This is a genomic window from Dokdonella sp. (assembly GCF_041395345.1).
Lineage (GTDB): Bacteria > Pseudomonadota > Gammaproteobacteria > Xanthomonadales > Rhodanobacteraceae > Dokdonella.
In genome coordinates, this window is record NZ_JAWLAR010000002.1 from 69,021 (window position 1) to 91,580 (window position 22,560).

Consider the following 22,560-nt stretch of genomic DNA (forward strand, 5'->3'; position numbering starts at 1 on the left):
CCGCTGGCGGGTGGCGCCGCCTCACTCATAGCCGACGAAATTCGATGCCTACATTGCGCGTGGCGCTGGCCCAGTTTGATTTTCCGGTTGGCGCGGTCGGTCGGAACGCCGATCGCATCCGCGCCCTGGTTGCCGATGCCCGCGACCGCCATCGCGCTGACCTGATTGTCTTCCCCGAACTGGCCCTGAGCGGCTACCCGCCCGAGGACTTGCTGCTGCGTCCGAGCTTCCTCGCAGCCTGCGAAAGCGAGCTCGACAGTCTGGCTGCCGACATCACCGGAATTGCCGCCCTGGTGGGCTGGCCTCAATCGGCGGGATCGATCGTCTACAACGCCGTCAGCCTGCTTGGCGAAGGCAGGATCATGGGCACCTATCGCAAGCGCGAACTGCCGAATTACGCGGTCTTCGACGAACGCCGATACTTCGAGGTTGATCCGGATGGCGGCCCCATGGCGTTCGACATCAATGGCGTCCGCATCGGCATCGTGATTTGCGAAGACCTGTGGTTCGCCGAGCCGCTGGCCGAGACCGCCGCAAAAGGCGCGGAGCTCGTGGTCGTGCCCAATGCCTCGCCGTTTGATCATGGAAAACTCGCGCGCCGCGATGCGCTGCTTGAAACACGTATCCAGGAAACCGGCGTCGCCCTGGCCTATCTCAACGTGGTCGGCGGCCAGGACTCGGTCGTCTACGATGGCGCGTCGGTGCTCGCCGACGCCGATGGCACCGTGCACACCGCTGCACGCGCGTTCGAGGAACACCTGCTCGTCGCGGATTTCGATTCGGCCACGCGCACGTTCAAGACGCGGAACTGGCCCGAGGAAACGGATGAGAGTCGCGAGAGCCTTGCCTGGCGCGCCATCGTGCGATCCACCCGAGACTATTGCGCGAAAAACCGTTTCAGCAAGGTCTGGATCGGCCTCTCCGGCGGCATCGACTCGGCCCTCGTGCTGGCCGTAGCCGTGGACGCCATGGGCGCGGAAAATGTGACCGCCGTGCGCCTGCCGTCACGCTACACATCCGGGCAAAGCAACGATCTTGCCGTCGACCAGGCCACGGCACTGGGCGTCCGCATCGAAACCATCCCGATTGCCGCACCATTCCAGGGTTTTCTCGATGCGCTGTCGCCGATTTTCGCCGACACTGAACCGGATACCGCCGAGGAAAACCTGCAGTCTCGCTGTCGCGGCGTAATCCTCATGGCCTTGTCGAACAAGTTCGGAGGCTTGCTGCTGACCACCGGCAACAAGAGTGAATATGCGGTCGGCTATGCGACGATCTACGGCGACATGTGCGGTGGCTACGCGCCGATCAAGGACTTGTACAAGACCGAGGTCTACGCGCTGGCGCAATGGCGCAACGAGCAGGAATTGCGCCGGGGTGGATCGCGCGTGATTCCGCAGCAGGTGATCGACAGGCCGCCGTCGGCAGAGCTGCGCGAAAACCAGACCGACCAGGATTCGCTGCCTCCCTACGACATTCTCGACGGCATCCTCGAACGCTACGTCGACCAGGAGCAATCGCGCGAAGAGATCGTCGCCGCGGGCTTCGATGCAGGCACCGTCAAGCATGTGGTGCATCTGGTCAGCATCAGCGAATGGAAGCGCCAGCAGGCGGCACCGGGGCCCAAGGTGTCGCGCCGCGCATTTGGTCGCGAGCGGCGCTATCCGATCACTTCAGGCTGGGACTGAAAACCCGATTCGGCTCGCTTCGGCCGGATTATTCCTCGACGTCCGCAAGCACCGGCTTGGTGCCGCGGTTGGAGAGCGGAATCAGTCTCCACCAGTTCGAACGCCACTGCGGCCAGTCGCCATTCAGCGACGGATGATTCGGGAAATTCAGTTCAAGTACGCGGGTCGTGTCGGCGGCCAGGGATTCCTGCCCCAGGTTGCCGTAGGAAAGCACCAGGATCGCCAGTGCATCCGCGACGTAGCGTGACTGGTCGTAGGTCTCGATGATCGCCTTGGCCCGGTTGGCTGCGCCGACATAGGCGCCCTGGCGCAGGTAGAACAGCGCGATGTTGAGCTCCGATTTCGCCATGCCATCACGCAGATAGATCATGCGCAGCTTGGCGTCCGCCGCATAGGCGCTTTCCGGGTGTCGCTTGATCAGGGCGGCAAAATCGTCGAAGGACTGACGCACGAAGGCCTGGTCACGCTGGGTCATGTCGAGACCCGCATAGCGTTCGAGCATGCCCTCCTCGCGATCGAAGTTGATCAGGCCGCGCAGGTAATAGGCATAGTCGATGTGTTTTTGCGCCGGGTAAGTCTTGATGAAGCGGTTGATGGTCGAATAGGCATCATCCGGCTTGTTCATCTTGTACAGCGCATAGGCCTTGTCCAGCTGGGCCTGCTCGGTGTAGTCGCCGAACGGAAACCGCGCGATCAGGCGGGAGAACACCTTGTCGGCAGCCGTGTAGTCGCCGGCATCCACATAGCCCTTGCCCTTGGCATACAACTGCTCGACCGACAGCGTTTCAAGCGGATCGGCCTTGTCTTTTCCAAACAGGGAGCAGCCTGTGACCAGCAGCAAGGCCAGCAGGAGAACAACGAGCCGGGAAAGGACCCGGATTTGGCGGGAAACTCGCATGCGGAGGGGGGCTCTGCGATGATGGTGGGTGGCGATCATAACCCGAACGCCGTTGGCGTCGGAAACCCGCGTCAATCCTGCAGCCCCTTTGATCGACGCCCATGACATCTGCGCAACCCATCCTGAACGCCAGTATTCCGGTCGAATCCGCCGGCCGCCGCTTCGACGCCGCCCTGGCCGACCTGTTTCCCGACTATTCACGCTCGCGCCTGAGCACCTGGATCAAGTCGGGCGATGTGCTGCTGGATGGCCAGAAGGTTATTCCGCGCCATATCGTGAACGGCGGCGAATCGGTGGAGATCAAGGTGCGCATGCAGCGCGAGGTCAGTGCCAGCCCGGAAGAAATCCCGCTGGATATCCGCTTCGAGGACGCCGATCTCATTGTCGTCAACAAGCCGGCCGGATTGATCGTGCATCCCGGTGCGGGCAATCCCGATGGCACGCTGCAGAATGCCCTGTTGCATCATGATCCGGAACTGGCCGGCATTCCGCGCGCCGGGATCGTCCATCGGCTGGACAAGAACACCTCGGGACTCATGGTTGTTGCTCGCACCCTGCGTGCGCATACCGCGCTGGTCGAGCAACTTTCCGAGCGCAGCGTCCATCGCCAATACGAGGCACTCGTCTACGGACCGATGGTTTCGGGCGGAAAGGTCGACCAGCCGATCGGACGCCACCCGGTAGACCGTCTCAGGCAGGCGGTCCGGGAAGACGGTCGTGAGGCCGTCACCCACTACCGGGTGCGCGAGAAATTCCGCGCCATGACCCTGGTTGAATGTCGGCTCGAGACAGGTCGCACCCACCAGATTCGCGTGCACATGGCGCATGTCCGCCATCCCATTGTTGGCGATCTCGCCTATGGCAACCTGCGCCTGCCCAAGGGGGCGACGGCGGAACTGATCGAGGCTCTGCGCGGTTTCCGGCGCCAGGCGCTGCATGCCGAGCGCCTCGAGCTCCAGCACCCCGGCTCCGGCGAAACCGTGGCGATCGAAGCCGAGCGACCGCCGGACATGACGACCCTGATCGAGGCCGTGCGCGAAGATCACCGGAATTTTTCCGGCAAGTCGTGACGGGCGCCTGGCTGACCCCGGACTGGTCCGCACCGGCATGCGTGCATGCTGTCGTGACGACGCGCCGGATGCCGGGCTATTCCCGGCCTCCGTTTGATTCCTGCAACCTCGGCAGTCGCTGTGGCGACGATGCGCAGGCGGTTGCGGCCAATCGACATGAAATCATCGACACCCTCGGCCTGCCTTCCAGTCCTGCCTGGCTGCATCAGGTCCATGGAATCGGCGTGGTCCGCGTCGGCAGCGCGTCGGCAAATCCTGCCGAATCAGAACCTGAAGCCGACGCCGCAACCACGCGCGACCCGGGCCGGGTTCTGGCCATTCTTACTGCGGACTGCCTGCCTGTCCTGTTCTGTGCGGAGGATGGCAGCGAGGTCTCCGTTGCCCATGCCGGCTGGCGCGGCCTGGCAGCCGGTGTCCTCGAACAGACCGTTGCCGCCATGCAATCCGCGCCGAACCGGATCCTGGCCTGGATCGGTCCAGCCATCGGGCCGGACTCCTACGAGGTCGGCACGGAGGTCCATGCAGCGTTCATGCAGTCCGGGCCAGCCGCCGCAAGCGCATTTCAGGCGACCCGGCCAGGCCACTGGTTGTGCGATCTCCCCGCCCTGGCCCGGATGCGATTGCAGGAGGCGGGCTTGTCCTCGATCGGTGGCGGGGGATTCGACACCCGGACCGACCCACGCTTCTATTCCCATCGACGCGATCGGCGCAGCGGCCGATTTGCCAGCCTGATCTGGATTTCCTGACTGCTCCGCTGGAAGTTCTTCCGAGGGCAGCGAGGGCCGTGCCGCGGATCCAGTCCAGCCCTGAGGCGACGCAGGACACGTGGCATGGCCTTTCTGTGACTCCGTGCCAGTCTTGCCTGCCGCGCAGGCGTAGGCTGGAAACTCGCTTCGGATTGACAGGGGAAGCTCATGGACAGCCGATTCGCATGTCTGTTTCTGAGTCTGGCCGCCGCAACGGCGGGTGCCGCAGAAGTGACCGTCCAGAACGATTCGCTTACGGATTTCTCGACCGGCATTGTGCAGGCCGGTTTCGTTGCCAACGAAAAAGGCGCGAGCTGGCTGACCTCGCCGTGCACGGGGAACATCGTTGCCGCCCAGATCTTCTGGCGCTCCCTCTCCGGAAACACGGGCAAGCTGCTCGGCGGATCGATCGACATCCATCGCGCCGGCACCTATCCCGAACCCGGCGTCCTCGCCGAACAGATTGCCGGGCCCGTGCTCACCGACGGCGTGCTCAACGAGTATCGCTATCTCGACGACAACAGCACGATTCCACTCTCGGTACCGGTCGTGACCAACGAAACCGTTGTTGTGGCCTATCGCTTCGCCGAGGCGCCAACAGCCAGCGGTCCCAGCCTGGTCAATGACACCAATGGCATCCAGGCCGGCCGCAATGCGATATACGCGAATCTTGGTGGCGGCATTTTCGTCTGGGCGTCGTCGGAAACCTTTGGCGTGTCCGGCGACTGGGTCATTCGCGCCGTTGTCGATTGCCAGTCGAGCGGTAGCGAGGCCGACGTTTCGGCCACGATCACGACCACACCCGATCTCTACACGCCGGGTGCAGCACTCAGCCACAGCATGACGATTGCCAACATCGGCCCGGCGGACGCGCCGAGCGTCATCGTTTTCGACGCCTTCCCGGCCACCTACACCGGCGTCACCTGGAGTTGCGCGGCCAGCGCAGGCGCCAATTGCACCTCCGGTGGCAGTGGCAACATTTCCCAATCCGTCAGCCTGCCCGCCGGCTCGCAGGTGGCCTATACGGTGAACGCGACCATCGTGGCCAACGCCATGGGCGTTCTTTCCAATACCGTGACCGCAGTAGTCAATGCGCCGAATACCGATCCAGACTCGTCAAACAACGCCGCGACCGCCAATACGGCGCCGCTGTCGGACAGGATCTTTGCCAGCGGCTTCGAATCGCAGCCTTGAGTGCATGCGAAAGGCCAAGCCTGGCGGGGACACATGACCCGAATACTTTGCCTTAACGGCCTGCGCAGACTAATCTTGTACGTCGCATCCCGCGCCCATCGAACGACGGCATGAGCAAACAATACGCACTGGTAATTGACGATGAGCGGGATATCCGCGAGCTGCTGACCCTGACTTTGGGCCGCATGGGCCTGATCGTGGAAACCGCTGCAACCGTCAGCGAGGCCAAGCAGCGCCTTGCGGAATCCCGCTATGCCCTGTGCTTCACCGACATGCGCCTGCCCGACGGCACCGGCCATGAGGTCATTGAGCTGATCGCGGCCCAGTATCCGGATACGCCCGTCGCCATGATCACGGCCTACGGCAACGTCGATGCAGCCGTGGTCGCACTCAAGGCGGGCGCCTTCGATTTTGTTTCCAAGCCCGTTGATATCAACGTCCTGCGCCGCCTCGTGCAGACCGCCCTGCGCCTGTCCGAGGAAAAAAAGGCCAGCGTGGATGCCTACAGTGCCAAGCTGGTCGGCGATTCGGAGCCGATGAAGGAACTGCGCGCTACGATCGCCAAGGTCGCCCGCAGCCAGGCTCCGGTCTATGTGGCCGGCGAATCCGGTGTCGGCAAGGAGCTGGCCTCGCGCCTGATCCACGAGCTGGGCCCGCGCGCTTCGGCGGCCTTTGTCCCGGTCAACTGCGGCGCGATTCCGTCGGAACTGATGGAAAGCGAATTCTTCGGCCATCGCAAGGGCAGCTTCACCGGCGCGCATGCCGACAAGGAAGGGCTTTTCCAGGCCGCCGATGGAGGCACCCTGTTTCTTGACGAAGTCGCCGAGCTGCCCCTGCACATGCAGGTCAAGCTGCTGCGCGTGATCCAGGAAAAGGCAGTCCGACCGATCGGCGCGCGCGCCGAGGTTGCGGTGGACGTGCGCATCCTCTCGGCCACGCACAAGAATCTGGCCCGACTCGTCGACCTGGGATCATTCCGCCAGGATCTGTTCTACCGGATCAATGTCATCGAATTGCGCGTACCGCCCCTGCGCGAACGCCGCGATGACATTCCGCTGCTCGCCGGACGCATTCTGGAGCGCCTCGGCCGCGAGTCCGATCGCGCACCGGCGCGACTCACACCGGACGCACTCAAGGCACTTTGCGCCTACGAATTCCCCGGCAATGTGCGCGAGCTCGAAAACATCCTCGAGCGTGCCGTCGCGCTCTGCGAAGATGGCTCGATCAGCGCCGATGACATGCGCCTGATTGCGCGCGCACCGGCCGCACAAACCAGCGGCCCCGGCGAAACGGCCATGCCGACACGTCCGGCCGCCGCCGCCCACCACGCACCGGCGCGTCCGCGCGAAGGCGAAGCCCAGCCCGGCATCATGCTGCCCGATTCCGCCTACAGCGGTGATCTCGCCGCCACCGTGGCCGAAACCGAGCGTGCGGTGATCACCAAGGCGCTTGAGGCGACGCGCTGGAACCGCACCGCAGCCGCCAAGCAACTGGGCCTGACCCTGCGCCAGCTTCGCTATCGCCTGGAAAAACTCGGCATCGAATAACCGATCGCCCCCGGGCTTTGCTTCTGCGGCCTGGAGTCCTGCTCGCGTCGTCCGTGCCATGCCCTGGCCATGACAGGCAGGCAGTTGCGCGAAAACAGGGGTATCATGTGCACCGTTACACGCGGTGGGAGAAGTGGGCCAGACCCACTGCCGAAGGCGCAACGCCCGTAATCGCTCAGGCCCCGATACCTCCGCGCGCAGACAACTCTGGAGAGACCGGCAGCCGGCATCGGCACAGTCCGGCGCCGAAGGGGCAAAAAGCGTTGCCGCGGCACGCTTTCAAACTCTCAGGCAAAAGGACAGAGGGGCGCCCACCGTGCGGCTTCGCACGTGACTTTCGGACGCCTTCATCATGACCCAGCCAGCCTCGTCTTCCCTTTTCGATCTCGAACATCACTCGGCCTTTGTCGAGCGCCATATCGGGCCCAACGACACCGAAATCGAGCACATGCTCAAGTTCATCGGGCGCGATTCGCTCGAGGCGATGATGGCCGCCATCGTGCCGGGCAAGATCAAGTCGCCGGCACCACTGGCCTTGCCGGCATCGGTCACCGAGGTCGAGGCACTGGCCAAGATCCGCAAGATCGCAAACAGGAACGAGGTCTTCCGCAGCTTCATCGGACAGGGCTACTACGGCACCCATACGCCGAACGTCATCCTGCGCAACATCCTCGAGAACCCGGCCTGGTACACCGCCTACACGCCGTATCAGGCCGAGATCTCGCAAGGCCGGATGGAGGCGCTGATCAATTTCCAGACCATGGTCGCCGACCTGACCGGCATGGAAATCGCCAACGCCTCGCTGCTCGACGAGGCGACCGCGGCGGCAGAGGCGATGACCCTGGCCAGGCGTTCCTCGAAATCGAAGTCGAACGTTTTCTATGTCTCCAGCGCCGTGCACCCGCAGACGCTCGAAGTCGTGCGCACCCGCGCCGACGGTCTCGACATCGAACTGCACGTTGGCGACGACGCGGATGCCGCACATGTCGACAGCTTCGGCGTGCTGCTGCAGTACCCCAACACGTTTGGCCAGATCAACGACTACGCCGCGCTTGCCGATGCCGTGCACGGTCGCGGCGCGCTCGTCGCAGTCGCCACCGATCTGCTTGCCCTGACCCTGATTCGCGCCCCCGGTGCCTGGGGTGCCGACATCGTCATCGGCAACAGTCAGCGCTTCGGCGTGCCGTTCGGATTCGGCGGCCCGCACGCCGCGTTCATGGCCTGCCGCGATGCCTACAAGCGCTCCATGCCCGGGCGCCTGATCGGCGTCTCGATCGATGCCGAAGGCAAGCCCGCCTATCGCCTCACCCTGCAGACGCGCGAGCAGCATATTCGCCGCGAGAAGGCTACCTCGAACATCTGCACCGCACAGGTGCTGCTCGCCGTCATGGCCAGCATGTATGCGGTTTACCACGGGCCCGACGGCCTCACCCGCATCGCCCGTCGCACGCACCGGCTGGCCGCCATCCTGGCTGGCGTGCTGCGCAAGGCCGGCCTGACCGTGGGACCGGACTTCTTCGACACCCTGCACGTCGTCGGCGTCGACGCCGCGGCCTTGCACGCCAAAGCACGAGCCGCACGGATCAACCTGCGCGCCATCGACGCGAACAGCGTCGGCATCAGCGTGGATGAAACCACCACGCGCGCCGACCTGGAGGCCCTGGCCGCCGTGTTCGGCACCTCGATCGGCGATATCGACGCCGTCGACCGTTCAACCCCAGACGCCCTGCCCGGCGGCCTGCTTCGCGAACAGCCGTTCCTGCAGCATCCGGTGTTCAACACGCATCACAGCGAGCACGAACTGTTGCGCTACATGCGCGCGCTGGCGGACAAGGACCTGGCCATGGACCGAACCATGATCCCGCTCGGTTCGTGCACGATGAAGCTCAACGGCACCGCCGAGATGATTCCGGTCACCTGGCCGGAATTCGCCAACATCCATCCGCTCGCCCCGGCCGACCAGGCCGAGGGCTACAAGCAGCTGATCGACGAGCTCGAAGCGATGCTGGTCGAGATCACCGGCTATGACGCCGTCAGCCTGCAGCCCAACTCGGGCGCCCAGGGCGAGTTTGCCGGTCTGCTCGCCATCCGTGCCTGGCATCGCTCGCGCGGTGAGGGCCATCGCGATGTCTGCCTGATTCCCGAATCGGCGCATGGCACCAACCCGGCTTCGGCGCAGATGTGCGGCATGACCGTCGTGGTCACACGATGCGACAAGGACGGCAATGTCGATGTCGATGACATTCGTGCCCAGGCCGAGAAATATTCCGATCGACTCGCCGCGCTGATGATCACCTATCCCTCGACGCACGGCGTATTCGAGGAAGATGTCGTCGCGATCTGCGAAGCGGTGCACGCACATGGCGGCCAGGTCTACACCGACGGCGCCAACCTCAATGCCCTGGTCGGACTGGCCAAGCCCGGCAAGTGGGGATCGGATGTCTCCCACCTCAATCTGCACAAGACATTCTGCATCCCGCATGGCGGTGGTGGCCCCGGCGTCGGCCCGTGCGCCGTCAAGGCGCATCTGGCCGAGTTCCTTCCGCGCACCCTCGGCAATGAAGGAGCGGTCGGCATGGTCAGCGCAGCCAGTTTCGGCAGCGCCAGCATTCTGCCGATCTCGTGGATGTACATCACCCTGATGGGCACGGCCGGATTGCGCAAGGCGACCCAGGTCGCCCTGCTCAATGCGAACTACATCGCCAGACGTCTGGAGCCGCACTACAAGACGCTCTATACCGGCCGCAACGGCCTCGTCGCCCACGAATGCATCCTCGACCTGCGCCCGATCAAGGATGCCACCGGCATTGGCGCGGAAGATGTCGCCAAGCGTCTGATCGATTTCGGCTTCCACGCACCGACCCTGAGTTTTCCGGTCGCCGGCACGCTCATGGTCGAGCCCACGGAAAGCGAATCGCTGCATGAACTGGATCGGTTCATCGACGCGATGATCGAGATCCGCGAGGAAATCCGCGCCGTCGAGGACGGCAAGCTCGATCGCGAAGACAATCCGCTCAAGCATGCACCGCACACCGCGACGATGGTGACAGGCAGCGAATGGACGCACGGCTACCCACGCGAGCTGGCTGCTTTCCCGTTGCCCGTACTCAAGCAGCAGAAGTACTGGCCGCCGGTCGCCCGCGTCGACAATGTCTACGGCGACAAGAACATCATGTGCGCCTGCATTCCCATCGACGCCTACAAGGATGAAGCGGAGGCCTGATCCGCACCGCGTATTGCGCTGATCGAATCGCATCGCGACCTGGCCCCTCCGGACGATCATGCGGCAACGCCGTTTCCACAGGGGCGAGTCTCAAAGGGTGTTTACAAAACTCTGGCATTTTCAGGGGCCAGATTTCCAACGAGGCCTGCGTTTGGCGCGCCGTGTTTGCCAATTTCAAAGTGCTTTCACACGCCTTCGGCGCGCGAGTCACTTCTCTTTGATTGGCCACTGCGCCGCAGGAGCGGCGCGAACAGCGCAGCTGGCCCGAAGGGCGGAGGGCAGGAGCCCGACGTAAAGAGAAGTAACCAAGAGAAAGGCCACCCCGACGCAGCGGTCTCCGGGCTTCCTGCCCTCCGACTGCGCGGCGCGGCTCCGGAGGTTCACTGACAGCACCTCCCTGTGCTGGCAGCGAACTGGCTCGCATCCATGCGAGCCACCCTGCGGGCTTTCCCTACGCCCCACCGCCGCTACATAGGGGCCCCATTCACTGCGCTTCCTGCGCAGCCAAGACGAAGCAGACTCCCGCGAATTCCGTATTTGCGTTTGGCCTGTGCATTTCCTTCTCCCACGCTGCGGGGGAAGGTGCCGAAGACGGATGGGGGGGCTTTGCTTTTGCTTTGGCGCGCACGATGCGCGCTATATGGGTCCCGTCGCACGTGGCGAGGCTGCGCAGGAATTGTCCGAAGGATGGCCCACAGGACGTGGGCCAGTTTGCTGCCAGTCCATGGATGGACTGTCAGCGAACCCCGGAGCAGGCTCGTGCACCTGAAGCACAGGGACTGTGCGTAAGGCGCGTGCGTGGGGTGGCCTTCTCTTGACTCCGGGCTCCTGCCCTACGCCCTGCGGGCCGGCTGCGCCGTTCGCGCTGCTCCTGCAGCGCAGTGGTTACTTTTCTCTTGGCCACTCAAGAGAAAGTAACTCGCGCGCCGAAGGCGTGTGAAAGCTTTGCTCTATCAACTCAAGGCAGACCCAATAAGTAAACACCCGCTCAGACTCGCCCGCTCTTGCGCTCCTGCGCTCTCGCGCAACAAATCAAACCGATCAACATCAATGCGGGAGAGTCCGAGACCCTCCCCTGCAAGCGGGAAGGCTTAGAGACGCATCTTCAATTCAGGTTCGGCCAGTACCGGCGTGACCTGCTTGCCTGAACTAGTGAATTTTCCCGAACGAATGCGAGAAGCCGAGGAACACACTCGGCAGGCCATTGCGCGCACTCGGATCGACCAGTGGACTGTCGAGGATGTCGTCACTCAGCCACTGGTATTGAAGTCCGCCAAAGAACAGCCAGTTCTTCGGCATCGTGCGCAGAAAGGTCACGCCGAGGTTGGGCACGATGGCGGAACCGGGCTGGTAGCTCGGTACACCGGCGGCCACTTCCTGCGGCAGCGTGCCGTAGTAATAGTCGCTGAGATCGTTCGACCAGTAGCTGACTCCGACACTCGGAATGAGCGCGCCGCCCCACCAGTCGAATGCGGCCTGGTACAGAAGCGCGATCTCGTAACCGTCGCTGGCATTCGAAACATCCGCCTTTGCGGTCAGGCTCAGCTTGCCCCATTCCGACGATGAGTACGACGCTCCGAATCCTGCGTCGAGCTCGTTCTTCCGGTTGACCAGCAGGTCGCGATCGATACCGACTTCGGCAAGCTCGCTGGCACTCAGGTCATCCGCGTCCCAACCGTCGAGCCGGGCCGAGAGCAGTGCATCGAGGGCGAAGCCGTTGTGCTTGACCAGGTGCACGCCGCCGCTGATGCCGGTGATGAATACGCGCTCTCCGACGTAGCCCACGGTAGGTACCACATAGATTCTGGCATCCTCGCCGAGCAGGATGCCCTTGGTGACCAGCATGCCGACACCGAGCGAAATTCCGTCCGGCGTGACCTTCTTCAGGAACTCGGGCTGCCCACCGGCATCGACCTCGGTGGTCGGGTTGTCCACCACTTCGGTCGGCGCGACCGCAGAAACACTCTCCTCCTGCGCGTGCGCGAACAGCGGGTTTGCCAGCAGGCAGGAGGTCGCTAGCAGCACTGTGAATTGTTTCATCAGGGAAACCTGGTTCGAGGTGAAGGGAAAAAGCGACCGCGGCGGGTTGGCAGAATGCGACGAGATGCCGGCCTCTTGCAAGCTCGACGATGGGTGACGCTGCCTCGGCACGCGGGATTCATGCGAATGCCATGCCCGGCCGAATGCATCGACGCGTTGCCGACTCAGCGCGTATAGAAGCCGCTCAGCGATTGCCCCTCGACCTCCTCGCGCTCCACGCCGGTAACGCGGGCGCCATCCGGACCGTGCTGCAACCACTGTTCCAGCGCGCTCAGCGATTCCTCCTCGCCTTCGGCGAGCACCTCGACGCGGCCGTCACGCAGGTTGCGTGCATAGCCACAGATACCCAGGTGCAGTGCCTGGGCACGCGTGCTCGCACGGAAATAGACGCCTTGCACGCGTCCGGAAACATGGAAGCGGGCGCAGGCCATGACGCTATCAGCCTCCGCTGGCCGACTTCGCTGCGGCGATGGCCTGCTCGAGATCCTTGTCCTTGATCGGGCCGAGAAACTGCTTGGCCACGGTGCCATCCGGGGCAATCAGGTAGGTCGTCGGCAAGCCACGCGGTGTCGCGAAATCGGCGGGCGGGTCATCCACGTCGATTTGTGCAATCGGGTAGTCGACCGGCCGCTTTTCGAGGAAGTCGATGATCTCCTGTCGGTCCGTATCCTCGTAGGCCAGACCGATGCCACTGACGTCCTTGCGCGCCGTGATGAAGGCGGAAAGCTCGGGCATTTCGGCAATGCACGGTGCGCACCAGGTTGCCCAGTAGTTGATGACGACCCATTCTCCGCGCTTGCTGGCCAGGTCAAAGGTCTTGCCATCCAGGGTCTCGACTTTCAACGCGGGCCTTTCCGCGGTCTCCGCCAGCGCGCAGGCCGGAGCAGTCAGGATGAACAGGCCGAGCAGGCCCGTCTGCCATGGTTTCATTCGATTTTTCCCTGCTTCTCGGGAGACTCCTCGGTCTCCGTCGGTGGATTCACGGTTACGATGCGGGACAGCGGCACCTTCAGCTTCGCGGACAATGTCCTTGCCAGTTCCTGCATCGGCTTGCCAGACTCGTTTTCGGCGGATTCGCCCGGCAGGCGTTGACTGCCCACCGGTAAACGGTAGTTGCCGGCACGGTAAATATCCAGCAGCGTGATTCCGGCCAGGTCCCGCGCCAGGATCCACTCGTCCATTTCGGTGCGCCGGATGATCGACACTTCGCTCAAGTCTCCAAGATAGCGCTGCAGAAGATCGTCGGTCAGATACGGCTCGAGCTCAAGCAGCTCGGCGCTGTGCAAACCCCGACCCTCGCGGTGGGCGTCGGCCAGTCGGCCGATCACATTCAGAAGGCCCGACAATTCCTGGTCGGGATCGATGCGATCCTCGGCATGGCGATAGTCGAACGAGCTCAGCGAAGCCGTCATCGAGGCGCCGAGCAGCACGATGATCCAGGACAGATACATCCACAGGAAGAAGATCGGCACGATCGAAAGCGCGCCATAGACCTGCTGGTAGGTGGCGATCCCGCCGGCATACCAGGCGAATCCGTGCTTGGCCGCCTCGAACAGGATCGCGGCAATGAGTCCGCCCAGGGCCGCATCGCGAAAGCGCACGCTGCGGTTCGGGATGACCATGTAGCCGGTAATCATGGCGACCCACACGATCAGGAATGGCAGCACGGCGAGCACGCGCGCCTTCAGAGAAAACTGGGTCGCCGCGGCGTCGATGAAGGGCAGCGCGACCAGATACGAGCTGATCGCGACGGCCGCGACCAGCAGCATCGGACCGAGACTCAACGCAGTCCAGTAGATGACGAAGCGCGAGACCGCGCCGCGGTGGGCCTTGACCCGCCAGATCCGGTTGAACGCATCCTCGATGCTCATCATCAGCGAGATCGCGCTGAACACGAGTACGAGCACGCCGATGGCGGTCGCCTTGCTCGCGTTCGCCGCAAATTCGGTCAGGTAGCTCTGTACGACATCGCCCGCTGCCGGGACGAAGTTGTTGAATACCCAGACGGTCAGCTTGATGCGCCACTCCTCGAACACGGGGAACGCGGAGAGCACGCCGAGGATCGCGGCGGTCAGCGGCACCATCGCAAACAGGGTCGTGAAGGCGAGCGCGCCGGCTGTCTGCAGACAGCGGTCTTCGAGGAACCGTTCCCAGGTGAAATCCAGGAAGGCCAGGCTGCGTTCGCGATCCAGTCGTGTGCGCATCATCTAGTCCGGGTTGCTCATGAGGTCGCAGCCAGCCATCGATCCGCGCCGCTTTCCGCGAAAAATGCACTGGCGGGACCTGTCGCCGCAATCGCGAGAAGCAGTGTGGATTCAAGGGACGAGCGCGGGCGGGTGCCATTCATGAACGCTTCGGCAACCCGAGGTCCGTTCCTGTCTGGCATGGCCGTCATCCTGTCACAGGGCACGCGGTTCGGGGAACCTGCGACGAACGTGGCAAACTTCAGTCCTGTCATCCGTCGAGATTAGCTCAATGGCACCCTGCGTCCAATTCGCAGGCCACACTGCCCTGGAATGCCAAGAAACATGACTGAAATCCTGGTTCTCTACTACAGCCGTACCGGCAAGGTCGCCCAGCTCGCGCGTCTGGTGGCGCGCGGAGTCGAGGAAGTGCCCGGCATGAGTGCCCGCCTGCGCAGCGTTCCGCCCGTGGCGGCGGTCACCGAGAGTGCGCAGCCGCCCGTGCCGGAGGACGGCGCACCCTATGTCAGCGCCGAAGATCTGGGCGAGTGTGCCGGCCTCGCGCTGGGCAGCCCGACGCGCTTCGGCAACATGGCTGCCCCGCTCAAGCACTTCATCGACACGCTGGGCGCGGAATGGGCATCGGGCACCCTGGTCGGCAAACCCGCCGGTGTCTTCACCTCGACCAGCACCATGCATGGCGGGCAGGAAAGCACCTTGTTGTCGATGATGCTGCCGCTGCTGCACCACGGCATGCTCATCGTCGGCATTCCCTACACCGAAGCCGCCCTGAATCGCACGACCACCGGTGGCACGCCGTATGGCGCGAGCCATGTGGATGGAGCCAGCGGTGACAGGCCGATCAGTGAAGACGAGAAGATACTTGCCCGCTGCCTCGGCAAGCGCATTGCCGAAACCTGTTCGCGACTGGCTGCCCGCGCATGATGGCCCTGCGCTGCGGTTTCATCGCCTGGGCTGCCCTGGTCGCACTGCAACTGCTCTGGTACACCCGCCTGGCACCGCCGGCGAACGGAGAAATCGGATTCGCCCTTCTGCTGACCCTGCCACCGTTGCTGCTGCCGCTGCTGGCCTTGCGCCGCGGTGCACGACGCGCCCTGCTCTGGGTCGGCATCGTCAGTCTCGGCTATTTCACTCACGGGGTCGTCGTCGCCTGGGCAGAACCGACCATGCGCACTCCGGCCCTGATCGAAGTGGCGCTCTGCGTGATCCTCACCTTCATCCTCGGCTGGATCGCGCGCGGCGGGCGCAAGCAGGCCTGATCGAGCGCGCTCAGGCGACGCGCAGCCGTTCGGCCAGGAAGTCCACCATCGCGCGGACACCGGGCAGCAGTCCACGCCGGGTCGGATAGACAAAGTGGAAAATGCCTTCGGGCATCGACCAGTCGGGCAGCAATTCGATCAGCTCGCCACGGGCAATGGCCGGGGCCGCGCTCAAGTCGGGAACCAGTGCCACGCCGATGCCGCGCACCGCGGCATTGACCAGCACCGGAAAGCTGCCGCAGATCAGACGCGGCTGCATGCGGACCTGTTCGCGCTCGCCGTTCGCGCCGAAGAGTTCGATCTGCTGCGGTCCTTCGTGCTCGCGCATCGACAACAGCGGCAGCGGAGCCAGATCCTGCGGCACGGTCGGCCGCCCATGCTGCTCGAGAAAGACCGGGCTGGCGACCAGGATCACGCGTGCCTGGCCAATCGTGCGCAGGACCAGGGTGGCATCGGTATCGATCGTGTTGCGCACGCGAATGGCAATGTCGAAGGCCTCGCCGATCAGGTCGACGCGGCGGTCGCTGACCAGCAGCCGCACCTGCATTTTCGGATAGCGCGCGAGGAACTCGGGCACGAGCTCGGCCATGACCGCCGGCGCCAGCGAAATCGGGCAACTCAGCTTGACCCAGCCACAAGGCTCGCTGCGCAATTCCTCGACCACATCGCGGGCCGCTTCGGCCTGCTCGATCATGGCCCGGCAGTGGGCAAGGAAGCGCTCGCCGACATCGGTGACGACAAAGCGCCGCGTGGTTCGCTGCAGCAGGCGCACGCCGAGCCGCTCCTCGAGTTTCGCCACCCGATTGCTGAGCCGCGACTTGGGTACGCCGAGGGCCCGCCCGGCCGCCGAAAAACCGCCGTGCTCGACCACCTCGACGAAGAAGCGCAAGTCATTGAGATCACTGAGCGCATCGCCACCCAGTCGCATCATTGTTCTCCTCAATGAACGATGTATCTTATTTTCGCCTACTTATCACTTCATTGTACAGATCATAGTCTGTTTGCAGCCGCTGGACTCGCCAGCATCGAACAGGAGAATTCAATGAAACTGATCCATATCGACTCGAGTGCGCTCGGCGACCAGTCGGTTTCGCGCGAGCTGACCGCTGCCATCGTCACGTCGCTGCGCCGCCAACATGGGGGCCTGCAGGTGAGCTATCACGATCTCGTCGCCGATCCCCTGCCGCACTGGACGCCGGCGGCCGACGCCGAGGATCCCTCTGCCGCACGCGGTGGCGAGCTGCTCGACGAGTTTCTCGCCGCGGATGTCATCGTGATCGGTGCGCCCATGTACAACTTCGGCATTCCAAGCCAGCTCAAGGCCTGGATCGATCGGGTCGCCGTGGCCGGCAAGACCTTTCGCTACGGCGCCAATGGACCGGAAGGACTCGCCGGCGGCAAGAAGCTGGTCATTGCCTCGTCGCGTGGTGGCGTCTACAGCGCCGGTTCGCCCGCCGCCGGCATGGACTTCCAGGAAACCTACCTGCGCGGCGTCTTCGGCTTTCTCGGAATCACCGACATCGAAGTGGTCCGTGCGGAAGGCGTCAACATGAGTGCGGAGCACAAGCGCAAGGTACTCGACGCAGCCCACGAATCGATTGGCCGGGAGGATCGCCTCGCCGCCTGATTCCGAAGCGGGCGGCGGGCCGGGGTCTATAATCCCGGGGCATGAATCATCCCTCGCCGCCCAGGCTCGACAATCAGTACCGCAGCGATCGCGTTCTGCAGACCTGGCTCGGGCAGCGCGTGCCCGAGACGGTTCGATCCTCGATCCATGCCGACCTCGATGCGCTCGGCGCGCATGCCGCCGAGGCCTGGGCAGAGGCGCGCTCGCGCAGCGCGAGCAAACCTGTCCTGACCGAGTGGAATGCCTGGGGCGAGCGCATCGACCGCATCGAGTTGACGCCGACCTGGCAGCATGGCGCTGAAATGGCCGCGCGCTACGGTCTGGTAGCCAGAGGCTACGATCCGACCCATGGCGAATTCGCGCGCTGCGACCAGTTCGCGCGGATCTACCTCTACCACGTGGCCAGCGAATTCTTCACCTGCCCGCTGGCCATGACCGACGGTGCGGCGAGTGCGATCAGGGCATCCAGAAATGCGGAACTGATGGCGCGCGCCTTGCCTCGACTGACTTCCACCGATCCGGAATCGCTGTGGCTATCCGGGCAGTGGATGACCGAACTGGCCGGTGGCTCGGATGTCGGCAACAGCGAGACCGAAGCGCGTCGCGACGCCGATGGCCGCTGGCAACTGTACGGGCGCAAGTGGTTTTCCTCGGCCGTGATCGGCGAAATGGCCCTGACCCTGGCCCGCCCGCAAGGTGCCGGCGACGGCGCCGACGCGCTGGCGATGTTCTACGTCGAAACCCGCGACGCGCAGGGACACTGGAACGGTATCCGCGTCGATCGCCTCAAGCAGAAACTGGGCACGCATGAGTTGCCTACCGCCGAGATTCATCTGGACGGCGCCCTTGCCATTCCGGTCAGCGGCCTCGATCACGGCGTGCGCCGAATCGCCCCGATGCTCAATGTCACGCGCACCTGGAATGCTGTGTGCGCGCTGGCCACCATGCGTCGCTGTCTCTCCCTGGCAACGGCGTATGCGCACCAGCGCCGCGCCTTTGGCCATTGCCTGATCGAACATCCGCTGCATGCCGCCACCCTGGCCGACCTGCAATCGGATTTCGAGGCGGCCTTCCAGCTGGTGTTCGAAGTCGCGCATCTGCTTGGTCGCAGCGAGAGTGGCAGCGCCGATGCCGGTGAACAGACCTTGTTGCGGATACTCACGCCACTGACAAAACTCTGGACCGGCAAGCTGGCCGTGCAGATCGCCTCGGAAACCTGCGAAGCCTTCGGAGGCGCTGGCTACATCGAGGACACCGGCATTCCGCAACTGTTGCGCGATGCCCAGGTTTTCCCGATCTGGGAAGGCACCACCAACGTGCTCGCCCTCGATGCGCTGCGCGCGACGGCCAGCATCGGACTGGATCCGCTGTTCGAGCGCGCTGCCGACTTGCTCGAAAAAACCGGAATCGAAGGCGACTCCCTCGGCCTCGGCCCGGCGAAACAGGCCATCCGGAACGCTCTCGCGGATGCGCAACAATGGCACGCCGCGTATGCGAAGGACCGCCAGGCCCTGCAGGCCGGTGCGCGCAACCTGGCATTCACGCTGGCGCGCAGCATGGCCGCTGCGCTGCTCTATCGGAATGCCGCGCATGCCCTGGCGCACTCGGCCGATCGACGACCGGCGCAAGCCCTGAGCCGATTCGTTGGACGTGGCCTGTCCGAATTGCGCAGCCCCGACCCGGGCGCCGCCGTCGACCTGCTCGATACCCCCAATACCTAGAAACGGAATACCAAGGAACTCCCATGCAGCACTTGTCCATCGTCACCACCGGCGGAACCATCGATAAAGTTTATTTCGACGACAAGTCCACCTACGAGATCGGTGAGCCGCAGATCGGCAAGATCCTCGAGGCACTCGGCGTCGCCTTTACCTTCGACGTGCTGCCGGCCATGCGCAAGGACAGCCTGCATATCGAAGACGCGGATCGCGACCTGCTGCGGCGTCTGATCGAAGCCCAGCCGCACAAGCATGTGCTGGTCACGCATGGCACCGACACCATGGTCGAAACGGCCGCCGTGCTCGGCAGCATCGAGGAAAAAGTCATCATCCTGACCGGCGCCCTGAACCCGGCCCGCTTCCAGGGATCCGACGCGGTGTTCAATATCGGTTGTGCGGTCGGAGCCGTGCAATCACTGCCCGATGGTGTCTACATCGCCATGAACGGCCGCATCTGGAATCCGGCGCACGTGCGCAAGAATCGCGACGCCAACCGCTTCGAACCGGTCTGACCCGATTCAAACCGGGGCAGCTCCAAAAAGCTCGTCATCCCGGCGAGCCACAGATATCGGCGTCCAGTCTGCGCCATTCCTGTCTGACTCCCTCTCCCCCCGGGAGAAGGCTGCGGCGAGGCTAGCATCTGACTCCCTCTCCCCCCGGGAGAGGGTTGGGGTGAGGGTACGCATTCGCACCAGTCTCCATACTTGCGTAGCTTCAGGATAGAAGCGCTAGTACAAGCCGAAAGCATTGATCTGGACGTACTTCAATCGTTCGCTCTACGGCGAACAAGCCACGTGTGTGCGTGTATGCATGGCTGAAAGTACCGGCAGTTCGTACCCTCACCCCAGCCCTCTCCCGAGGGGAGAGGGAGCAAAGCAGGCCTCGGTGGAATTCAAATGCTCTGTGTTCCCCGTGTCCCGGAAGCTTGTGCGTACCCAACAGGGGCACTCCTGAATGTCACCCCCGCCCTCTCCCGAGGGGAGAGGGAGCTAAGCAGGCTTCAGTGGAATTCAAATGCTCAGTGCTTGCCGTGTACCGAAGGCTTGTGCGTACCCAACAGGGTCATTGCTGAATTTCGCGGCATTTCCTGGCACAAAAAAAGCGACCGGCCCAAGACCGGTCGCTCAAGGTCGGCGCGCGCTCCCCACGCGCCGTCAACCCATTCAGGGCGTGTAACTGGTGCTCAGGGTGACTCCCGAGAACGTCGAGTAGGCACGAATCCTGACGTAGTAGGTACCGGGTGTCGGTGCCGTGAACGTGCAGGTTTCGTTGTTGCCGTTCAGATACGGACGGCAGTTGTAGCTGCTCGTCGTCGGGGCCGAACCCAGACGTACGTACATGTCGGCATCACCCGAACCACCGGCGATCTGGAAGCTCAGGTTGCTGGCACCGGCCGGAACAACGAGGGTGTAGGTCGAGGTCCAGTTGTTGCGGGTTGCGGAAAGACCACTGACCGACGAGCCGTTGCAGAGCACCGTTCCCGAAGGCGTACAACTGCTGCCACCGCCTGTCGTGTAGCTGCCGGTCAACGAGACGCCCGAATAGCTCGAGTAGGCACGCAGCATCACGTAGTAGGTGCCGGCCTGTGCCGAACTGATGTCACAGGTCTCATTGTTGCCACTCAGGTACGGACGGCAGTCATAGGTGCTGGTCGTGGGAGCCGAACCGAAGCGGACATACAGATCCGCATCACCGGATCCGCCGGCAATCTGGAACTTGAGGTTGCTGGCACCCGCGGGCACCGACATCGTGTAGAGCACGGTGTCGCCTGTCGAACCGGACAGGCCCGTCACGGCCACGCCGTTCTGCAGGACATTGCTGCCACTGCCACCGCTGCTCACGGTCACCGACGAGGTCTTCGAGTTGGTCGCCCCATCGTTGTCGGTCACGGTCAGCTGCACGCTGTAGGTGCCGGCCGAGGAGTAGGTCTTGCTCGGATTGGTCGAGCTCGACGTGGTGCCATCGCCGAAGTTCCAGGAACGCGACGCGATCGTGCCGTCACTGTCGCTGGAGGTGTCGGTGAAGTTGGCCGTCAGTCCGCTGGTGGTGAAGCTGAAGTTGGCCACCGGCGCGACATTGCCCGGACCTGCAAGGGACTGCAGGGTGGCCAGCGAATTGATGATGCCGGCTCCGCAACCACCGGAACAGGATCCCGGCAATGCACGTGCATTGGCCGTCATCGCATTTCTGACCTGATCCGGAGTCAGGCTGCTATTGACTGCAAGCATCTGCGCCGCGAGACCCGCCACATGCGGCGCCGCCATCGAGGTGCCCTGGTAGTAGGCGTAGCCCTCGGAGCCCTGCGTGGTGGTGCCGTTGTTGAGTGTCGAAAGAATGCCGTTGGACTGCGTTGCCGTCTCGCCACCCGGTGCCGACAGGGTGATGCCGGATCCGTAGTTCGAGTACGAAGCGCGATTGCCCTGGCGGTCCGTTGCGGCCACCGAGATCACGCCCGAGCAGTTCGCCGGCGAGAAGCCCGACACGTTGGCATTGGAGTTGCCGGCCGCCACCACAACGACGGTGCCGTTGTTGCGTGCGGTGTTCACCGCAGCCTGGAACGAGCCGCAGGAACCGCTGCCGCCGAGGCTCATGTTGATCACGCGAGCCGGATTCGGGTTCGACGGTACACCGCTGACCGAACCACCAGACGACCAGACGATCGCGTCGACGATGTCCGAGGTGCTGCCACCGCACTTGCCGAGCACACGCACCGGCACGACTTTCGCGCCGAAGGCGACACCTGCCACGCCCTTGGAGTTGTTGGTTGCCGCAGCGATCGTGCCGGCCACATGGGTGCCATGCCAGCTCGAGTTCGACGAATACGGAACGCCGCACTCGTTGGTTCCGAACCAGTCGCCTTCGTCATTAGGATTCGAGTCACGGCCATTGCCGTCACGCGCTGCGGACGAGGTGCTGATGAAATCGTAGCCGCCAACCGTCTGGCCGCTGAGGTCGCTGTGCGGGGTGATGCCGGTGTCGATCACGGCCACCCTGATGCCGCTGCCGGTCGAGATGTCCCAGGCCGAGGGCTGGTTCATGCCGCCGGTGCTTTCGAACAGGTCCCACTGGGCCGAATAGCTCGTGTCGTTCGGCGAAAAGACCGGGCGCATGATGCGATCCGGTTCGACATAGGCCACTGCCGAGTTTCTTGCGAACGCGACCATTACGGCCTGCGCTCTCGCCTCGTTGCTGTTACCGGAAAGACGCGCGCTGTCCTTGGTTCGGGTGACCGTTACCAGTTCTGCACCGGTGGCAAGCGTGCGCTCGTGCACCACCTTCATGCCCGTCTCGCGGGCCACGCGATCGAAGTCCGCACGCATCGCAACGCCGTTGCGCTCGGGTGCGT

18 protein-coding genes and 1 riboswitch are annotated in these 22,560 nt (G+C 63.8%); of the genes, 11 read left to right on the top strand and 7 right to left on the bottom strand.

The window, feature by feature from the left end:
* Positions 1-44: 44 nt before the first annotated feature.
* Positions 45-1,688 carry an NAD+ synthase gene (locus tag R3F00_RS02360; protein WP_371280100.1) on the top strand — a complete coding sequence of 548 codons (1,644 nt, stop codon included), beginning with the start codon at positions 45-47 and terminating at the stop codon, positions 1,686-1,688.
* 28 nt (positions 1,689-1,716) lie between these two features.
* Here R3F00_RS02360 and R3F00_RS02365 read toward each other — a convergent pair whose 3' ends face one another.
* Complete coding sequence (locus tag R3F00_RS02365; RefSeq protein WP_371280101.1) at positions 1,717-2,586, bottom strand: outer membrane protein assembly factor BamD; 870 nt, start codon at positions 2,584-2,586, stop codon at positions 1,717-1,719.
* A 101-nt stretch (positions 2,587-2,687) separates the two neighbouring features.
* Here R3F00_RS02365 and rluD point away from each other — a divergent pair, with 101 nt between their 5' ends.
* The 5 genes from rluD to gcvP all read left to right on the top strand — a co-directional run bounded on the left by rluD (position 2,688) and on the right by gcvP (position 10,366).
* Complete coding sequence (gene rluD, locus R3F00_RS02370; protein ID WP_371280102.1) at positions 2,688-3,656, top strand: 23S rRNA pseudouridine(1911/1915/1917) synthase RluD; 969 nt, start codon at positions 2,688-2,690, stop codon at positions 3,654-3,656.
* A complete protein-coding gene (gene pgeF / locus R3F00_RS02375) occupies positions 3,653-4,402 on the top strand; it encodes a peptidoglycan editing factor PgeF (RefSeq protein ID WP_371280103.1) in 750 nt (249 codons plus the stop codon). Before rluD ends, pgeF begins: the two co-directional genes overlap by 4 nt.
* Positions 4,403-4,570: 168 nt before the next feature.
* Positions 4,571-5,596 (top strand): DUF11 domain-containing protein, encoded by a 1,026-nt coding sequence (locus R3F00_RS02380; protein WP_371280104.1) that lies wholly within the window; start codon positions 4,571-4,573, stop codon positions 5,594-5,596.
* Positions 5,597-5,706: 110 nt separating this feature from the next.
* Positions 5,707-7,143, top strand: coding sequence for a sigma-54-dependent transcriptional regulator (locus R3F00_RS02385; RefSeq protein ID WP_371280105.1), 1,437 nt, complete (start codon positions 5,707-5,709; stop codon positions 7,141-7,143).
* A 197-nt stretch (positions 7,144-7,340) separates the two neighbouring features.
* Positions 7,341-7,456, top strand: a riboswitch (glycine riboswitch).
* A gap of 39 nt (positions 7,457-7,495) precedes the next feature.
* Positions 7,496-10,366, top strand: a complete 2,871-nt coding sequence (gcvP, locus tag R3F00_RS02390) for an aminomethyl-transferring glycine dehydrogenase (protein ID WP_371280106.1) — start codon at positions 7,496-7,498, stop codon at positions 10,364-10,366.
* Between the two features lie 1,149 nt (positions 10,367-11,515).
* Here gcvP and R3F00_RS02395 read toward each other — a convergent pair.
* The 4 genes from R3F00_RS02395 to R3F00_RS02410 form a co-directional block, all read right to left on the bottom strand.
* On the bottom strand, positions 11,516-12,406 hold the full coding sequence (locus tag R3F00_RS02395) for a MipA/OmpV family protein (RefSeq protein WP_371280107.1): 891 nt from the start codon (positions 12,404-12,406) through the stop codon (positions 11,516-11,518).
* A gap of 164 nt (positions 12,407-12,570) precedes the next feature.
* Positions 12,571-12,837, bottom strand: a complete 267-nt coding sequence (locus tag R3F00_RS02400) for an acylphosphatase (RefSeq protein WP_371280108.1) — start codon at positions 12,835-12,837, stop codon at positions 12,571-12,573.
* 7 nt (positions 12,838-12,844) lie between these two features.
* Positions 12,845-13,336 carry a TlpA family protein disulfide reductase gene (locus tag R3F00_RS02405; RefSeq protein WP_371280109.1) on the bottom strand — a complete coding sequence of 164 codons (492 nt, stop codon included), beginning with the start codon at positions 13,334-13,336 and terminating at the stop codon, positions 12,845-12,847.
* Entirely contained in the window at positions 13,333-14,610 is a 1,278-nt protein-coding gene (locus R3F00_RS02410) for a YihY family inner membrane protein (protein WP_371280110.1), read from the bottom strand. The genes R3F00_RS02405 and R3F00_RS02410 overlap by 4 nt, the downstream gene beginning before the upstream one ends.
* A gap of 324 nt (positions 14,611-14,934) precedes the next feature.
* On the opposite strand from R3F00_RS02410, the gene wrbA reads away from it, so the two are divergent.
* Positions 14,935-15,534: an NAD(P)H:quinone oxidoreductase gene (wrbA, locus tag R3F00_RS02415; protein ID WP_371280111.1), complete on the top strand. Its 600-nt coding sequence runs from the start codon at positions 14,935-14,937 to the stop codon at positions 15,532-15,534.
* On the top strand, positions 15,534-15,869 hold the full coding sequence (locus R3F00_RS02420) for a DUF2069 domain-containing protein (protein WP_371280112.1): 336 nt from the start codon (positions 15,534-15,536) through the stop codon (positions 15,867-15,869). The genes wrbA and R3F00_RS02420 overlap by 1 nt, the downstream gene beginning before the upstream one ends.
* A 10-nt stretch (positions 15,870-15,879) precedes the next feature.
* On the opposite strand, the gene R3F00_RS02425 is transcribed toward R3F00_RS02420, so the two are convergent.
* Positions 15,880-16,800: a LysR substrate-binding domain-containing protein gene (locus R3F00_RS02425; protein ID WP_371280114.1), complete on the bottom strand. Its 921-nt coding sequence runs from the start codon at positions 16,798-16,800 to the stop codon at positions 15,880-15,882.
* A 111-nt stretch (positions 16,801-16,911) separates the two neighbouring features.
* Between R3F00_RS02425 and R3F00_RS02430 the strand changes: the two genes are divergently transcribed.
* Genes R3F00_RS02430 through R3F00_RS02440 form a run of 3 tightly spaced genes read left to right on the top strand, consistent with a single transcriptional unit; the run spans position 16,912 to position 19,726 of the window.
* Positions 16,912-17,496: an FMN-dependent NADH-azoreductase gene (locus R3F00_RS02430; protein WP_371280115.1), complete on the top strand. Its 585-nt coding sequence runs from the start codon at positions 16,912-16,914 to the stop codon at positions 17,494-17,496.
* 41 nt (positions 17,497-17,537) lie between these two features.
* Positions 17,538-19,217, top strand: a complete 1,680-nt coding sequence (locus R3F00_RS02435; RefSeq protein ID WP_371280116.1) for an acyl-CoA dehydrogenase family protein — start codon at positions 17,538-17,540, stop codon at positions 19,215-19,217.
* Positions 19,218-19,240: 23 nt separating this feature from the next.
* Positions 19,241-19,726: an asparaginase domain-containing protein gene (locus R3F00_RS02440; RefSeq protein WP_371280117.1), complete on the top strand. Its 486-nt coding sequence runs from the start codon at positions 19,241-19,243 to the stop codon at positions 19,724-19,726.
* A gap of 651 nt (positions 19,727-20,377) precedes the next feature.
* Here R3F00_RS02440 and R3F00_RS02445 read toward each other — a convergent pair.
* Positions 20,378-22,495 carry a S8 family serine peptidase gene (locus tag R3F00_RS02445; protein ID WP_371280305.1) on the bottom strand — a complete coding sequence of 706 codons (2,118 nt, stop codon included), beginning with the start codon at positions 22,493-22,495 and terminating at the stop codon, positions 20,378-20,380.
* Positions 22,496-22,560 lie beyond the last annotated feature (65 nt).

Coding starts and splice junctions, on each gene's coding strand:
- R3F00_RS02360 (WP_371280100.1), top strand. CDS start 45: ATGCCTACATTGCGCGTGGCGCTGGCCCAGTTTGATTTTCCGGTTGGC.
- R3F00_RS02365 (WP_371280101.1), bottom strand. CDS start 2,586: ATGCGAGTTTCCCGCCAAATCCGGGTCCTTTCCCGGCTCGTTGTTCTC.
- rluD (WP_371280102.1), top strand. CDS start 2,688: ATGACATCTGCGCAACCCATCCTGAACGCCAGTATTCCGGTCGAATCC.
- R3F00_RS02380 (WP_371280104.1), top strand. CDS start 4,571: ATGGACAGCCGATTCGCATGTCTGTTTCTGAGTCTGGCCGCCGCAACG.
- R3F00_RS02385 (WP_371280105.1), top strand. CDS start 5,707: ATGAGCAAACAATACGCACTGGTAATTGACGATGAGCGGGATATCCGC.
- gcvP (WP_371280106.1), top strand. CDS start 7,496: ATGACCCAGCCAGCCTCGTCTTCCCTTTTCGATCTCGAACATCACTCG.
- R3F00_RS02395 (WP_371280107.1), bottom strand. CDS start 12,406: ATGAAACAATTCACAGTGCTGCTAGCGACCTCCTGCCTGCTGGCAAAC.
- R3F00_RS02400 (WP_371280108.1), bottom strand. CDS start 12,837: ATGGCCTGCGCCCGCTTCCATGTTTCCGGACGCGTGCAAGGCGTCTAT.
- R3F00_RS02405 (WP_371280109.1), bottom strand. CDS start 13,336: ATGAAACCATGGCAGACGGGCCTGCTCGGCCTGTTCATCCTGACTGCT.
- R3F00_RS02410 (WP_371280110.1), bottom strand. CDS start 14,610: ATGCGCACACGACTGGATCGCGAACGCAGCCTGGCCTTCCTGGATTTC.
- wrbA (WP_371280111.1), top strand. CDS start 14,935: ATGACTGAAATCCTGGTTCTCTACTACAGCCGTACCGGCAAGGTCGCC.
- R3F00_RS02420 (WP_371280112.1), top strand. CDS start 15,534: ATGGCCCTGCGCTGCGGTTTCATCGCCTGGGCTGCCCTGGTCGCACTG.
- R3F00_RS02425 (WP_371280114.1), bottom strand. CDS start 16,800: ATGATGCGACTGGGTGGCGATGCGCTCAGTGATCTCAATGACTTGCGC.
- R3F00_RS02430 (WP_371280115.1), top strand. CDS start 16,912: ATGAAACTGATCCATATCGACTCGAGTGCGCTCGGCGACCAGTCGGTT.
- R3F00_RS02435 (WP_371280116.1), top strand. CDS start 17,538: ATGAATCATCCCTCGCCGCCCAGGCTCGACAATCAGTACCGCAGCGAT.
- R3F00_RS02440 (WP_371280117.1), top strand. CDS start 19,241: ATGCAGCACTTGTCCATCGTCACCACCGGCGGAACCATCGATAAAGTT.
- R3F00_RS02445 (WP_371280305.1), bottom strand. CDS start 22,495: ATGAAGGTGGTGCACGAGCGCACGCTTGCCACCGGTGCAGAACTGGTA.